A 14,222-nucleotide genomic window follows, 5' to 3' on the forward strand; every position below is an offset into this window, starting at 1 on the left:
GGATGTGCCTCTTCATGGGCAAAGCGACATTATTTAACAAAATTCATGTGGAAATCACCAACGTCTGCAACCTCCAGTGCAGTTTTTGCCCAGAGGTGCATCGCTCAAAAAAAATGATGTCCCCAGAGACCTTTGAACGCATCATTCGCGAAATTCAACCTTACACAGGTCATATTGCTCTCCATCTGATGGGAGATCCGCTCGTCAACCCACACCTCCCAAAACTCATCGGGATTTGCGAGTCTTACAATCTACCCATCCACGTTGTAACTAACGGACTCTTGCTCAATGCGGAGAAACAGGCGGCGCTTTTGAGTCCAACCATTCAGCAGGTTAATTTTTCCCTCCACAGCTTTGTCGATAATTTTCCGGAGAAAGATCCCATCCCGTATCTCGAAAAAGTTTTCGCGTTTGTCCACGAGGCCCAAAAACAACGACCCGAACTGTACATCAATTTTAGACTTTGGAACTTGGAGAGCGCTGAAGGATCCTCTGAGAAGAACTTAAACCTATTAAGAAAAATCTCCGAAACCTTTAATTTCATGGCACCCACATCTGTCGATCTTCGTAGTAAAAAAAGTTTCCGAATAAAAGATCGACTCTACCTCAATTTTGATAGCGAATTCGTATGGCCCTCCCTAGAGCTTCCCCAGTTGAACACTCGGGGATTCTGTTACGGCCTAGAGACTCATGTGGGAATTTTGGTCGACGGCTCGGTAGTTCCTTGCTGTTTGGACAAAGAAGGCCAGATGGTTCTCGGTAATATTTTGCAAACACCTTTCATGGAAATCATTAATTCCGAAAGGGCTCAAAAAATGAAAATTGGATTTCGTCAACGTCAGCTGGTGGAGGATCTTTGCCAGCGTTGTAATTTTATTGAAAGGTTCAGCTCGTGATTCATCTCTCTCAAATCTCCAAATCTTATGGTGGAAAGACACTTTACAAAAACGGAAGTTTCCAGCTCAATCCCGGTGATAAAGTCGGACTCGTAGGTCCTAACGGAGCTGGTAAAACAACTATTTTTCGAATCATTACCGGCGAAGAGCGCGTCGACGATGGTCACGTTTCTCGCCCCGCTAAAACGGTTGTCGGTTACTTCTCTCAGAATAACGAGGAGATGGGTGGAAAAACTGTTATCGGTGAAGTGATGTCCGCTGCGGGTAACATTAGCGAAGTCGCCGCTCGCCTTAAGGTTCTCGAAGAAAAACTAGCCGAACCTATGGATGATGATGCTATGGCGAAAACTCTGGAGGAGTATGGAGAAGTCCAAGCGGACTTTGAGCGCCTTGGAGGCTATGATTTGGAACCTCGCGCTCGCGAAATCTTAGGTGGTTTGGGATTTTCAAAGCACGAGCAAGATATGCCGACCGAGAACTTTAGCGGCGGGTGGAAAATGAGAATCGCGCTGGCGAAAATTTTAACGCTAAATCCTGATGTGCTCTTGATTGATGAACCGACGAATCATTTGGACTTAGAATCCATTATCTGGCTCGAAGAATGGCTCAAAAATTTTAAAGGTGCTATTCTCATGACAAGTCACGATCGCGATTTTATGAATCGACTTGTCACTCGCATCGTTGAGGTCGCAAATAAGACAATTACGGTATATGGCGGAAACTATGACTTTTACGAAAGAGAGCGAGCCACGCGCCTAGAGCAACTCATTGCGGCCTCGAAACGCCAAGAGGACATGCTTGCAAAAGAGAAGGATTTTATTGCGCGTTTCGCCGCCCGCGCCTCGCATGCGGCTCAGGTTCAGTCGCGAGTTAAAAAATTAGAAAAAATCGATATTATTGAAATTCCCGAGGAAGAATCGGTGATTCACTTCGAGTGGCCCACTCCCCCCCGTGGTGGTGATGAAGTCCTCAAGATTGAAAACTTATCCAAAGTCTATCCTCCAAGGGGTGAGGAGCCTGGACCTAAAACGGTGTTTAAAAATGCGACCGCTTTAGTGAAGCGACAGGATCGCGTGGCCGTCGTTGGCGTCAACGGGGCTGGTAAATCGACGTTGATGAAAATCATCACCGGGCAGATAAAGCCGACGGAAGGAGTCTGTACCGTCGGTGCGAATGTCGAAGTCGGCTACTTTAGCCAAAGCTCTCTGGATATTCTGGATCCACAAAGCACCGCTTTCGAAGAGATTCAAAAAAGAATTCCGACGGCCGGTGTTGGCTTCATCAAAAGTTTATTGGGCGCCCTCAAATTTAGTGGAGATGATGTCGAGAAGAAAGTCAGCATCCTCTCGGGGGGAGAAAAAAGCCGAATCGTCCTTGCCACAATATTAGCACGACCGGTCAACTTCTTAGTTCTCGATGAACCGACCAATCACTTAGATATTGCCTCTCGTGAAGTCCTCTTAGATGCCGTTAAAAACTTTCCCGGCACCGTGATGATCGTAAGTCACGATCGACATTTTCTTCGCGAAGTCACCACTCGCGTTTTTGAGTTAGATAAGAACGAACTTCATGTGGTCGATGGCAGCTGGGAGTATTACCTTGAAAAACGCGGTAATCATTTAATTAAGAGTAGGCTGGGATAATGAATCTCTACTTCCGGTTATTTAAAATTATAGTATTGAATCTCTTTGCCCAGAAACAGGACGACGTCCATGCCGTCTGTAAAGATCAATTTCGCTGTTGGCCCTTAGATATGGACATAAACTTACACATGAACAATGGTCGTTATCTTACGATCATGGATCTTGGGCGCTTTTCGATCATGATGAAACTCGGGCTCTTTTGGATGAGTGTTCGCAAAGGATGGCTTCCGGTGGTGGCTTCTGTCAGCATCGACTTTAAAAAATCGCTCGGTCCGTTACAAAAATATACTTTGGAAACCCGACTTAAAAGCATGGACGATAAGTGGTTCTATTTCGAGCAAACCTTTAAAGTCAAAAACGTCGTTTACGCCATTGGAACCGTAAAAGCCGCTTTAATATATCGAAAGAAAGTCTTGTCGCCCCAATACGTCTTGCAAACTTGGGAGCAAAATCGATGAGTGAAACGAATTATATCACTCCAGAGGGATTTGAAAAACTTCGGTTCGAGTATACCGAGCTGCTGAATAACGAAAGACCGAAACTTGTCGAAGTGATTGCCTGGGCGGCGAGCAATGGCGACCGCAGCGAGAACGCAGACTATATCTATGGAAAACGTCGACTACGTCAAATCGATTCTCGATTACATTTTCTCCAAGGTCGACTGGAGTCGGCTCAAGTGATTGATCCTAAGACCCTTAAAGGGGACAAAGTGATATTCGGTGCCACTATTACGTATGCGGACGAAGATGGAGTTGAACACTCCTACCAGATTGTCGGGCAAGACGAGTTCGACATCGAGCAGAAGAAAATCTCTTGGAAATCCCCACTTGCCGCCGCCCTGCTGGGTAAAAAAATAGGTGACGAAGTCCTTATTAAGAAACCTAACGGAAATGAAACCGTCGAAATAGTAAAGATCGAATTCAAATAAGCCTTCTCTTTATTCTCATAAGTGATATATTTTTCGGAATTCATTGGAGGTAATTATGAAAATGAATATTGGCATTCCAGAAAAGGAACGCAAACAAATTGCAAAAGGTTTATCGACCCTACTGGCTGACTCTTACACCCTTTACTTGAAGACTCACAACTTCCATTGGAATGTGATGGGCCCCATGTTCAATACTTTGCACGTAATGTTCGAACAGCAGTACACAGAGCTCCACACGGCCGTGGACGAAATCGCCGAACGCATCCGCTCTTTAGGTGAGCTTGCACCAGGTTCATATACAGAGTTTGGTAAACTCACGAATATCAAAGAGTCTCATGGCGCAGTTGCCGCCGAAGAAATGATTGCACAGCTCCTCGCGGGACATGAGACCGTCGCCAAAACGGCGCGCTCGATCTTTCCTGCCGCCGAAAAGGGAAATGACGAAGCCTCACTAGATCTACTCACTTCCCGTATTCAGCTTCACGAAAAGACAGCTTGGATGCTCAGATCCATGCTTTCAGACGAAAACGCAAAGTAGGGAGTACTTATGAAACACTTTTTTTTCGTTGTTGTTGCCACGTTCTGCATCTCTCTTTTTGCCGATGAGACGATTGGACAAAAAACCGGTAAAGCCATTGACAATACTTTGGCTAAAAAAGATGCCGTTCAAAAAGATTTGCAAGACTCTATGGATTTGATTTCCAAAGATATTGAAGCTCTCAAAGCGAAAGTTGCGACATCTTCCGGAAATGCAAAAGCAAGCCTGGAGGAAAAGATTCATGCCTTGGATTCAAAAAAGCAGGATCTCAACGCTCAACTGAGCAAACTTAAAAGCACTTCAGGTAAGGCATGGCAAGATATGAAGGACGGAATGTCCAAATCGATCCAAGAGCTGAGATTGGCTTACGAAAAGGCTAAAAAGAATTTTAGCGAGCAGTAAAAAAGAATTTATACATACCTTGGTTCAAATAAAGAACTGCGGTAGCGGCGGCTATATGTTTTAGAGTATGGCCGCTAATCCCTACAGCTTCAAAAATCTGATGATCCATCACTTCGAGCAGCTTGGCTAAAATATAGAGTTTTAATCCCAATAGAAGGTATTTACGCGGAATTCGGCCCTTATTAATAAGGATCGCCATTGCGAGTAAGAGTAACAAAAATCCAAACTGAACGATGAGATAAGGTCGCAAATCTCCTAGACCCCAATAAACATTAATCACGGCCAATACAGAAATCGAATTCACTACAAATAAACACAAAACATAATTTTGAATTTTTAAATGATCTACAAGAAACAAGGTCAACAACGATGCAAATCCAATAGACATCGGGAAACGATCCCAAAATAAAGTGCGGGGCTCAGGACCCCAGTGAAAATAAGCAGAGCCCAAGGATGTAAAAAATACGCCCAGACTCAAGAAGAGATAACACCATGTATAGCTTTTTTCTGCCGAAGACCAAACTCTCACGGTCGTGATTAGTCCATACCCACCTACCAACGCAAAAAATAGATTTGATGTTACATCAAAGAAGTTAGGTACATCCCACAATTGTCTTTGATCGGCGAAATCAAAATATGTGGGTGGATCTTGAGAGGGTAACCATGGCCAGGCTAACGCAAAAGCGAGCCCGATCACAGCGGCGATAAGTAGAACTTGCTTTTTATCGTTAATATCGCTCGACGAAGTCTGCATCCTTTTAATATTGCATAGGTTCACGAATGAGGCTATTAGATTTGCATTCATATGATTTATGACTGTTTTGCATTTTTTAATGAACTGGATTTGCTGGATCTGCGGTTGAAAGAACTCTCACCGGTCGTCGACAAATTTGTGATCGTTGAAGCAACAAAAACCTTTCAGAAAACACCAAAGCCTCTTTATTTTCAACAGAACAAAGATCGCTATAAAGAGTACGAAGATAAGATTATCCACGTCGTGGTCGATACCTATCCCAATTTTTTTACCAAATGGAGAGTCCCTCGCACCTGGGATTACGACAATGCTCAGAAAGAATTTATCCTTAAGGGCCTTAAGGGAGCTCGACCCGACGACACGGTGATTGTATCGGATATTGATGAAATTCCCTTACGCAGTAAAGTCAGAGAATTTGCCCATACTCCAGGTATTCGCGTTTTCGAACAGTATCTAAGTTACTACTATTTAAATAATATATGTACTTTTATCCCAGGAGAGTCCGCACAGTTCCACGGGACAAAAAACAAGCAAGGCTTTGGATTTTGGCGTGGGTCTGTGATGGTGGAATATTCCCGCATCCAATCTATCAAAAAGACACGCCTCTTTCGAGATAAAGAAAATGCCCAGACAACGGTCATCCCCAAAGGCGGATGGCATTTTAGTTATATGGGTGGGGTCGATATGATCATTAAAAAGATCGAAGCGTGGACCCATGACGAATACAATAAGCCCGAGTTTAAAAGTCCTGAGCATATTCTCCAATCGATTCGAAGTGGGACATCACTTTTCGACAAATCGATGACGTTTAAACTTTTTCCGCTGGATGACACCAGCATCCTCTGGCCAGAGGCTCTTTTAGAATCTCCGGAAAGATTCAAATCAATGATTTTAGTTTAATGGGTTTGACGAGACCAGGCTTTGAGCGACTGAAGGAACTCGGGATTGGATTTGAGCATCCAGTCTCTTGCGGATCGGACAATGGTTTCTATGTCTGAGTGTTGAGGTTGCCACTTAAGGATATTTTTAATTTTAGTAATGTCGCCCACCAGCTCTGCCGCATCACCACTTCGACGCGGAGACATCTGATACTTCACTTTTCCCCCGGTTATTTTTTCTATACTCCGAATGATTTCAAAAACAGAAAGACCTTGGCCGGATCCAATGTTGAAAACATCAAACTTAACAGCGGACTCGAGGAGATAATCGAGAGAAAGCATATGAGCCTCGGCAATATCTTGGACATGAACATAATCGCGGATACAGGATCCATCCGGCGTAGGATAATCATCACCAAAGATTTCAAGAGTGTAGTGAGGATCAAACACGGCCTTTAGCGCTAAGGGAATAATGTGCGTTTCCGGATCGTGAAGCTCGCCGGCCTCTAAATCGAGATCAGCTCCACAAGCATTAAAGTACCGGAGAACAATCGAATTGAGCTTACGGGTCGATGAAATACTTTTGAGAAACTTCTCTACGGCCAACTTCGTGTCGCCATAAACATTAATGGGTAACTGATGGGCTGTCTCTTTAATGGGAGTATCTTTAGCCGCACCGTAGGTCGTACAACTGCTTGAGAAGATCATATTTTTCACCCCATGATCCAGCATCGCCTGTACGAGATTGTAAGTTCCAATGACATTATTCCGGTAGTACTTCATGGGGTCACGCATAGATTCCGCGACGTCAATAGCACCAGCAAAATGAAAAACCGCCTCAATCTGATTCTGCTCAAGAACATTCGCCACTCTTTGAGCGTCGCAAATATCACCTTCGATAAAAGTTCCCCATTTGGCGAGAGTTCCATCACTTCGCGAGAGATTATCAAAGATAAAAATCTCATGTCCTTTTTGTTGGAGAATTTTTGCAGTTTGGCTGCCCACGTATCCGGCGCCACCAGTGACAAGTATATTCACGATCTTTCCTTTGTCCGAGAATATATAAGCTCTACGTATTTAGCACAATCAAAAAGAAATTGGCGCCTGCTGAGCCCAACAAGCGCCAACTAAAGGGGGGGGGATTACTTGATTTTTACGTCGATCACGTTTTCAGCCTCGGGCTCCTGCTTAGGCAAAGCTATGGTGAGGACACCATCTTTGTACTCTGCCGTTACCTTTGATTTGTCGACGGTCTTGGGAAGTGTAAACACTTTATTAAATTTGCCGAATTCACGGCCGTAATAAACATAGCTATTTTTTTCACTTTCCGGTTTAACTTCTTTTTTCCTTTCCCCGGAAAGGGTCAATCGATTCTCTTGAATTTTTACCGAAAACTCTCCCTCCTTAAGACCAGGAAGATCAAAGCTCATTACAATTTTCTGTTCATCTTCCTCGATGTCACCGCTAATTGAAAGCATACGACCCTCATAAGGAGTATTTGCTAGCGGTTCAAAAATTCGATCAATGTCACACACCCAGTCGTTAAGGGTAGATCTTTTAATAAAAGGAATTAGCGCAGTCATTTGTTTCTCCTTCTTATCGTTTTTGCTCATCTGTTTTTTTCCTTAAAAAATAAAACTTCTAGAGTAAATTTGTTATCGCGTATCGAATCGTCAAGTGCACTTCGAAAAATTTTTTACGCCTTGACAGGATCTCGATCGAACACAGATTTATTTTTTAGAGCAAAAAAATAACGCCTAATTCTTTTTTAATTTTGTATAGAATTGATTCTCTGCCACTCGACCAAATGGCAGAGGAAGCAGTGCCGCAGTCCTTCGAGTCATCAAATTGAGACATTCAGTGGATTTGAATGAGTGCCACGATATTTCTTTGATAAACTGGACGGGATAAATCGATGAAGATCATCGGGTTTTTCAACAGCTAATTTGGAGGTACGTGTGAAAGATCTAATTCAATGCGAATATCATGGAATGAGTCCGAGTGACTGGACCGAACATTTTGTAGAGGACGAATTTGCCGCCCTCCTTGCAATGGGCCCGCGAAATAGCACGATGAAACTGCGAGCGGAGAGGCACAATGACCGGATCGACGGTAAACTGATCATCTTCTCCGACGCCGGGGCTTTTATCGTTCAAGATCGTTCTGGGGATATCCCAAGCCTCGTCAAATCACTGAAACGGCGAATGAAGAATAAACTTCACAAGTGGAAGGATCTTCATCATGGCAATGGTCACACCCGACGAGTCTCGGGCTTTTAAAGACGTGATGAGCCTATGACTTAATGCGTTAAAGTCGTATTTTACATCCCTTACCTGCCTCGATTTGGTACAAAACGGGGCAGTGAGGTTTTATGGCAAATTCAACAAATAGTGACAAGCTCTACGGTCAAATCGAGATAGAAAACAATAAATTAGAACGTTTTGAAAACCGAACCACCCATCGGGACTACACGGTCAATTTCACTTGCCCCGAGTTCACCTGCATCTGTCCTCGAAGCGGTTTCCCGGACTTTGCAACCATCCATATCGAGTATATGCCGGATCAGTTCTGCGTCGAGCTGAAGTCCCTTAAACTTTATATCAATGGCTTTCGCGACGAGAAGATCTTTCACGAGGACGTGACAAATCGAATTCTCGACGATTTAGTGAAGCTCCTTTCCCCTAAAAAAATGACCGTGAAGGCCGACTTTAACGTTCGCGGAAACGTGCACACAGTTGTCACCGCCACTCACGAAAAGTAATCCATGGAATTAAAGTTTCGTTATCGGTTCGAAGCCGCCCATCGATTTGTAAACTCTGCAAGTGTCCAGTGTATGACTCCGCATGGACACACCTGGCATGCGACGCTTCACCTCGAGGCTAAACGAAACGAACTCGATGAAAACGATATGGTGGCCGAATTTTCTCAGCTCAAATCTTACTGGAAAAAATTAATCACGGAAGTGTTCGACCATTCTTACATGTGCAACGAAGAGGACGCTCTGATACCCGTCCTTAAAACTACGCACTCTGAATGCCGTCTCCTAGTTTTTCCAGGAGACCCGACGACGGAACTGATCAGCGTTTTGATGTTTGCAAAGATGCAAAACTACGTCCAGAATTCCGAAATTAGACATTTTGTGAGAATTACTGGAATCAATATCGAAGAAACTCCAACCAATTCCCTCACCTGTGATCGCGAGTTTTATGAAGAGTGCATTCATCAGTACCATCGCCCTGACAATTGGTGGAACTCCTTAGACGTGTACGATCGAAGTTTTTCACATGTAGAAAAAAATGTGGTCACTGATTTTCGTCAGCGTGTGAATCAGAGCAATCAACATGTCCCTTCAAATTAACGATCTCTTTTGGACAGTTCAAGGTGAAGGTCGTTGGACGGGCCACCGCGCTCTTTTCGTAAGGCTTCCTTTCTGCAATTACAACTGTCCCTGGTGCGATACCGAATTTGACTCTTACACTCCCATGAGTGAAGAGACCTTTAAAGAATTTGCTAGCCGAGAACCGGCCCGTTTTGCCGTCATCACGGGCGGCGAACCCTTGGCTCACAAAGATCTGCCAAAAATCTTGAATATTTTAAAGTCGTTAGGATTTTTTATCGCTTGCGAGACCAACGGGAGCTTCCCCGCACCTCCAGAGATCGATTTCGTAACCGTATCTCCAAAACCTTACTCAAAAAATAAAAATCAGGAAAAATATTTTATCCACGAACAAACACTCCCCAGAGTCAGCGAGTTTAAGTATGTCGTTGATGAAAATTTTGACTTTACGATTCTAGGAAGACACAATCCCAAGAAAAAAGATGTGATCTATTCCCTTTCACCGGAATTTTCCCGGATGAAAAAAAATGTCGAAACCATTATGGGATTTATCGAAAAAAATCCCGACTGGAAATTATCTCTCCAAACTCACAAATGGATCGATATTCCCTAGATGTACTTAGTGAGCTGAATCATATCTTTGTGTTCCAGCGTTATGCGGTAACCCTGTCTCTTAAATAAAGAAATCAAACGATCATTACTTTTGGCCGTATTGTAAACGATCTTGCTCATTTTCAATTTCTTGAACCATCTCTCCACCTGAAGCATAAGTTGCGCCGCAATTCCCTGCCGCCGAAAGTTGGGTTCCACATATAAAGTCGCGAAATACCCATAGCGCTCCCCATCACGATGCTCTAAACGAGCAATGGCTTGACCCGTTTTCTCCTGTTCAGGATTCTCAGATATAAAAACCTTGCCCGTTGTCTTTTTCGAATCGATATGCCAACGCACTCTTTCGTTGAGCCAGTCCATCGAGTAAAGGCCTTCACCGATATTTCTTCCGAGAACATCGATGAGAGTCGCACGCATTCGCTCTGCAACCCACGAGATTTCATCATTGGAACTAGAATTGATTTCCCGAATCAGCACTGGCGACATAGTAAACGTTTAACACAGTTTACTGAGCTGCGAAGGATTATCTTGTCGTTAAATAAACGCCGAAGAATGTAACCGCTGTCCCAATCAGCCGCATCGGTGTTGGGTCCTTCTCTTCAACAAGATAGTCCCAAACATTGCTCGCCACCAGTTGAGCACCGACACAAAAAACAAACGCCTGGAGAGCTCCTATTTGCCCAATGGCTGTCGCGATGGAAGCAACTAGTAAAAAGCCAAACAAACCCGAAAGGAGCCACCAACCGCGCATATCACTCACAGCACCTTGAATGCGATAAGAGGCAGGAACAAGTTCCGGCTTAAGATATACAAAAGCATAGAGCAAAAGATTAAACACAACAAAGATGACGCCATTAAACAGCAAAGCTGAAGAAAACCCCCACGACTGAGCAATCAATCGATTAATCCCCGCCTGAAGAACCCCAAACACCCCCGCCAAAACCGCAAGCCCCACCGCCATGATAATTCCCCTCTCATATTCAGGATACCGGATACCTAATAACAAAAACCAAGATACCCGATAAAAAAACAATCCAACAAAAAACAAATCTATCGATTAAAAACCCCCACCATCGCACCTCTACAAACGAACTCAAAAAGAGTGGTTGGTTTTTTTATTTGTGGTTGGGTTTCCGCGGACGCTCGCACGCGAGTTCCGCTTCCCGCGGCTGTTTGAGCGGGAGAGTGTCCGAGGAAACCCAACCACAAATAAAAAAGGCGTTCCGAAGAACGCCCTCTTTTGTTTTCCAATCTCGCGAGAAATTAGAAGCGGTAGCTTACACCGACGCCATAGCTAGACAATTTGTCATCAGCAGCGCCGTTATCGTCGTTGAATATTGCTTTATCAGAGGAGTGAGAAGCGTACTCAAGCTTAACTGATGCATTCTGGTCAAAGTTGTACCAACCTGTCACAGTGATAGAGTTAACTTTGTTGTCAACGCTAGCAGCTCCGAAAGCCATACCATCTTTGTCATCAAGCATTTCGTAGCGAGCGCCAATGCCCCACATTTCCATTTTGTAACCAGCATAAAGAGCCATAGAGCTGATTTCAGTTTCAGTTCCACCAGTTGTAGGCTCCATAGACTTGTTCACATATTGGAAAGCAACATCGAGCATGTTGTTGAAGCTGTAAGAAACGATACCGTTCATAGTCTGAGTAGATTGCTCAGTCGCAGCGATTGCGAAACCAGTTCCACCATCATGACCAGATAAGTAGTTCAACTTAACTTTGAGGCCTTCAATGGGAGTCACACCAACAGACGCACCAAGGTGCTTGTTGCTGTTTTCATCAGCGTCAATGTTTGCCGTCGTATTTACAGCGTAAACACCGAAATCAAACATGTTCATCGCGTAGTTTACGTTTAGACCAGTCATGTACCAAGGCATAGTGAAGTTGAATGCATGGCCATGAGTGTAGTTCATGTTCTCAGAGTAGTTGTAAGTTTCGTATCCTAAGAAAGATTCGAATTTACCAACTCGAGCAGAGAAACCAGAATCACCAAATTTATGAGCTAAGTATGCATTCGTCAGATTCAACGTGCTCTTAATGTCGCCGTTAGAATCGAGCGAGCTATTGATGCGATCAAATACTCGTCCAAAACCAAGACCCATAACGATCGTGGTATCGCCCATACCTTTTTCAAGGTTGAGTTCAGCCATATCGACAGAGAAGTCTCCAGAGTTAGATGCAGAAGCGTTACCAGAAGCTGCACCTAAACCGATAGCTCCGGTACCGAAACCAGGCTGAGCTGTAGAGGATGCATTGTTTTTTGCGCTTGTGTGGAAAGCTGAAGCGGCGAAGTCTCCAGAAAGTTTAAATCCGTCAGTTTCTGCAACCGCAGTGGCTGACAAAGCTAATGTACTGAGTGCGACGACGAGTTTGTTTATCATGTTGTTCCTCCTAAAAGGGTTTGTTTTCTTGTTGCTTACCCCTACGGTCGCTCTAGTATGTAGTAATTTCAAGGAAAAAAAACAGCCGCTCGGTCGAGGCGACTCCTAAAATACTGTTCTTGCTTAAAAAACAATGAACTGATTCGGTCAGTGCACACTTTTTGGGCAAACACTGTCATTTTGATATCGCCGTAGCTACGGTTCCGTTGCTTTTTGACGACAGGTCCTAATGCAACAAGTTATGTCTTATTTTTTAGAATCACGTAGGCTGTGAAGATGCGTTTTGTAATCGCCTTTTTATTGATAACCTCTGCCGCTGGACTTTTGGCGTATGAACATTTCAATTTAGAGTACTGGCGACTCAGTCCCGAGAAGCGCACCGAACTCATTTGGAAGCAAGAGTTCGATAAAATCATTCAACGCTATCCAGATCTGAGAAAGCCATTTTTACTCATCACCAACATAGAGATGACGACGACAGATCAGCAATTTAAGGATTTGATCGACAAAACAAAACTTCCATTTCATAAAGCACAAAAGGGCAACTACACCTTAAAACTCCAATTCATGCCTTGGATCGAAGATATGAAGTATGGATACCTGATCCAACATGAGCTCTATGAAACCGAAACCCAAAATAAGATCAAAGAGTTTAATCTGAATCTCCCTATAGGATATCTCTGGTGAGAAATGAAAAAGCGCTTCGCTTCTTAGTCTTTATTCTTGCGGCCTTTACAACCTTCGCACTCTTCGGCGGAGTCAGTGTTCCCCTTTCGCGGAAAGAAACGTTTAAAAATTGCCAACCCGATAGCATCAAATACGATGATTTTAAATATTGCTTCGGAGTTATACAATCGTCGTATTTTTTAACTTCGAAATGCGATCTTGTAATTCTGCATTCTCAAGAAGATCCGATGACTGAAGGTCACGGCTATTTGATTCACTCCCCCTTTGATTGCCAAAGTTTAAACTTATCCATGAACTACGATGTGGACTGGGATCAGAACGGCGTTAAGATAAAGCTCACACCCGTCGGAAAATTAGTATCTCATCCCGATCTCATTTTGGACATTCCCGCAGATCAATTTAGTAACGCTCGGTAATTCAATATTTTCTAGATTTGAGAGAGAATAATCGTAGCCTTTTGAGATTCTTCGCTTTGCTCAGAATAACAGAGTTTTGATTTCGGCAAAAAAAAACCCGTAGTTTCCTACGGGTCCAAAATAAAAAGCTGGCATCGTGCTACTCTCCCACAGCGTTGCCGCTGCACTACCATCGCCGCAGGCGGGCTTAACTTCTGAGTTCGGGATGGGATCAGGTGTGACTCCGCCGCTATTAACACCAGCAAACTTGCTAATTTTAAAAGCTTTGTAATATTTTGAGTTCTTTTAAAAACTCAATAGAATTTAAGATAATTATATTTCTGTAATTTTAAAATTCTTTCTTAGAATTTTACGCCTTAACTTGAATTTGTTCTTGGCGATTTTCAGCTAGTTTCTTCAACTTAAAAAAGCCTCACGACTATTAGTAAGAATCAGCTGAACACATTTCTGTGCTTACACCTTTCTCCTATTAACCTTCTAGTCTCGAAGGAGTCTTTAGGGGGCCGAAGCCCCAGGGAAAATTAATCTCACGGTCAGCTTCCCGCTTAGATGCTTTCAGCGGTTATCCAAACCGAACATAGCTACCCAGAACTGCCATTGGCATGACAACTGGAACACCAGAGGTTCGTCCATCCCGGTCCTCTCGTACTAAGGACAGGTCCGTTCAATTTTCCTACGCCCACAGAGGATGAGGACCAAACTGTCTCACGACGTTCTGAACCCAGCTCGCGTACCACTTT

The 14,222-nt window shown here is 43.8% G+C and carries 19 protein-coding genes and 2 rRNA genes; 13 read left to right on the forward strand and 8 right to left on the reverse strand.

Annotated elements, in window-relative coordinates; translation table 11 throughout:
• Positions 1 to 2: 2 nt before the first annotated feature.
• From K2Q26_15560 to K2Q26_15585, 6 genes are read left to right on the forward strand one after another with little or no spacing between them, the layout of a single operon-like run.
• Positions 3 to 896, forward strand: a complete 894-nt coding sequence (locus tag K2Q26_15560) for a radical SAM protein (protein MBY0316938.1) — start codon at positions 3 to 5, stop codon at positions 894 to 896.
• Positions 893 to 2,539: an ATP-binding cassette domain-containing protein gene (locus tag K2Q26_15565; protein MBY0316939.1), complete on the forward strand. Its 1,647-nt coding sequence runs from the start codon at positions 893 to 895 to the stop codon at positions 2,537 to 2,539. Before K2Q26_15560 ends, K2Q26_15565 begins: the two co-directional genes overlap by 4 nt.
• Positions 2,539 to 2,997 carry an acyl-CoA thioesterase gene (locus K2Q26_15570; protein ID MBY0316940.1) on the forward strand — a complete coding sequence of 153 codons (459 nt, stop codon included), beginning with the start codon at positions 2,539 to 2,541 and terminating at the stop codon, positions 2,995 to 2,997. The genes K2Q26_15565 and K2Q26_15570 overlap by 1 nt, the downstream gene beginning before the upstream one ends.
• Entirely contained in the window at positions 2,994 to 3,467 is a 474-nt protein-coding gene (greB, locus tag K2Q26_15575; GenBank protein ID MBY0316941.1) for a transcription elongation factor GreB, read from the forward strand. Before K2Q26_15570 ends, greB begins: the two co-directional genes overlap by 4 nt.
• A 55-nt stretch (positions 3,468 to 3,522) precedes the next feature.
• On the forward strand, positions 3,523 to 4,005 hold the full coding sequence (locus K2Q26_15580) for a DNA starvation/stationary phase protection protein (protein MBY0316942.1): 483 nt from the start codon (positions 3,523 to 3,525) through the stop codon (positions 4,003 to 4,005).
• A gap of 9 nt (positions 4,006 to 4,014) precedes the next feature.
• Positions 4,015 to 4,407: an apolipoprotein A1/A4/E family protein gene (locus tag K2Q26_15585; protein ID MBY0316943.1), complete on the forward strand. Its 393-nt coding sequence runs from the start codon at positions 4,015 to 4,017 to the stop codon at positions 4,405 to 4,407.
• Here K2Q26_15585 and K2Q26_15590 read toward each other — a convergent pair.
• Positions 4,394 to 5,161, reverse strand: coding sequence for a hypothetical protein (locus K2Q26_15590; protein MBY0316944.1), 768 nt, complete (start codon positions 5,159 to 5,161; stop codon positions 4,394 to 4,396). The two genes, K2Q26_15585 and K2Q26_15590, sit on opposite strands and share 14 nt — an antisense overlap.
• Positions 5,162 to 5,212: 51 nt before the next feature.
• On the opposite strand from K2Q26_15590, the gene K2Q26_15595 reads away from it, so the two are divergent.
• Positions 5,213 to 6,061, forward strand: coding sequence for an N-acetylglucosaminyltransferase (locus K2Q26_15595; protein MBY0316945.1), 849 nt, complete (start codon positions 5,213 to 5,215; stop codon positions 6,059 to 6,061).
• Here the strand turns inward: K2Q26_15595 and galE are convergent.
• Both galE and K2Q26_15605 read right to left on the reverse strand, forming a co-directional pair.
• Entirely contained in the window at positions 6,058 to 7,077 is a 1,020-nt protein-coding gene (gene galE, locus K2Q26_15600; protein ID MBY0316946.1) for a UDP-glucose 4-epimerase GalE, read from the reverse strand. The genes K2Q26_15595 and galE overlap by 4 nt on opposite strands.
• 104 nt (positions 7,078 to 7,181) lie before the next feature.
• A complete protein-coding gene (locus tag K2Q26_15605) occupies positions 7,182 to 7,622 on the reverse strand; it encodes an Hsp20/alpha crystallin family protein (GenBank protein ID MBY0316947.1) in 441 nt (146 codons plus the stop codon).
• 375 nt (positions 7,623 to 7,997) lie between these two features.
• On the opposite strand from K2Q26_15605, the gene K2Q26_15610 reads away from it, so the two are divergent.
• The 4 genes from K2Q26_15610 (at position 7,998) to K2Q26_15625 (ending at position 9,989) form a co-directional block, all read left to right on the forward strand.
• The gene (locus K2Q26_15610) at positions 7,998 to 8,318 is read left to right on the forward strand and encodes a hypothetical protein (GenBank protein MBY0316948.1); all 321 of its coding nucleotides are present in this window, start codon (positions 7,998 to 8,000) and stop codon (positions 8,316 to 8,318) included.
• Positions 8,319 to 8,410: 92 nt separating this feature from the next.
• Positions 8,411 to 8,800: a preQ(1) synthase gene (gene queF / locus K2Q26_15615; GenBank protein MBY0316949.1), complete on the forward strand. Its 390-nt coding sequence runs from the start codon at positions 8,411 to 8,413 to the stop codon at positions 8,798 to 8,800.
• Between the two features lie 3 nt (positions 8,801 to 8,803).
• A complete protein-coding gene (locus tag K2Q26_15620; protein ID MBY0316950.1) occupies positions 8,804 to 9,397 on the forward strand; it encodes a 6-carboxytetrahydropterin synthase in 594 nt (197 codons plus the stop codon).
• Positions 9,381 to 9,989 (forward strand): 7-carboxy-7-deazaguanine synthase QueE, encoded by a 609-nt coding sequence (locus tag K2Q26_15625; GenBank protein ID MBY0316951.1) that lies wholly within the window; start codon positions 9,381 to 9,383, stop codon positions 9,987 to 9,989. Before K2Q26_15620 ends, K2Q26_15625 begins: the two co-directional genes overlap by 17 nt.
• Here K2Q26_15625 and K2Q26_15630 read toward each other — a convergent pair.
• The 3 genes from K2Q26_15630 to K2Q26_15640 form a co-directional block, all read right to left on the reverse strand.
• Positions 9,986 to 10,474, reverse strand: coding sequence for a GNAT family N-acetyltransferase (locus tag K2Q26_15630; protein MBY0316952.1), 489 nt, complete (start codon positions 10,472 to 10,474; stop codon positions 9,986 to 9,988). The genes K2Q26_15625 and K2Q26_15630 overlap by 4 nt on opposite strands.
• Before the next feature lie 37 nt (positions 10,475 to 10,511).
• Positions 10,512 to 10,949 carry a DMT family transporter gene (locus K2Q26_15635; protein MBY0316953.1) on the reverse strand — a complete coding sequence of 146 codons (438 nt, stop codon included), beginning with the start codon at positions 10,947 to 10,949 and terminating at the stop codon, positions 10,512 to 10,514.
• Between the two features lie 302 nt (positions 10,950 to 11,251).
• A complete protein-coding gene (locus K2Q26_15640; GenBank protein MBY0316954.1) occupies positions 11,252 to 12,379 on the reverse strand; it encodes a porin in 1,128 nt (375 codons plus the stop codon).
• A 276-nt stretch (positions 12,380 to 12,655) separates the two neighbouring features.
• On the opposite strand from K2Q26_15640, the gene K2Q26_15645 reads away from it, so the two are divergent.
• A complete protein-coding gene (locus K2Q26_15645; protein ID MBY0316955.1) occupies positions 12,656 to 13,066 on the forward strand; it encodes a hypothetical protein in 411 nt (136 codons plus the stop codon).
• Positions 13,063 to 13,482, forward strand: a complete 420-nt coding sequence (locus K2Q26_15650; protein MBY0316956.1) for a hypothetical protein — start codon at positions 13,063 to 13,065, stop codon at positions 13,480 to 13,482. Before K2Q26_15645 ends, K2Q26_15650 begins: the two co-directional genes overlap by 4 nt.
• Before the next feature lie 126 nt (positions 13,483 to 13,608).
• Here K2Q26_15650 and rrf read toward each other — a convergent pair.
• Both rrf and K2Q26_15660 read right to left on the reverse strand, forming a co-directional pair.
• Positions 13,609 to 13,725 (reverse strand): 5S ribosomal RNA (gene rrf / locus K2Q26_15655).
• Between the two features lie 158 nt (positions 13,726 to 13,883).
• Positions 13,884 to 14,222, reverse strand: a 23S ribosomal RNA gene (locus tag K2Q26_15660); the annotation flags it as partial.

Source organism: Bdellovibrionales bacterium, from assembly GCA_019750295.1.
Classification (GTDB): Bacteria; Bdellovibrionota; Bdellovibrionia; order Bdellovibrionales; family JAGQZY01; genus JAIEOS01.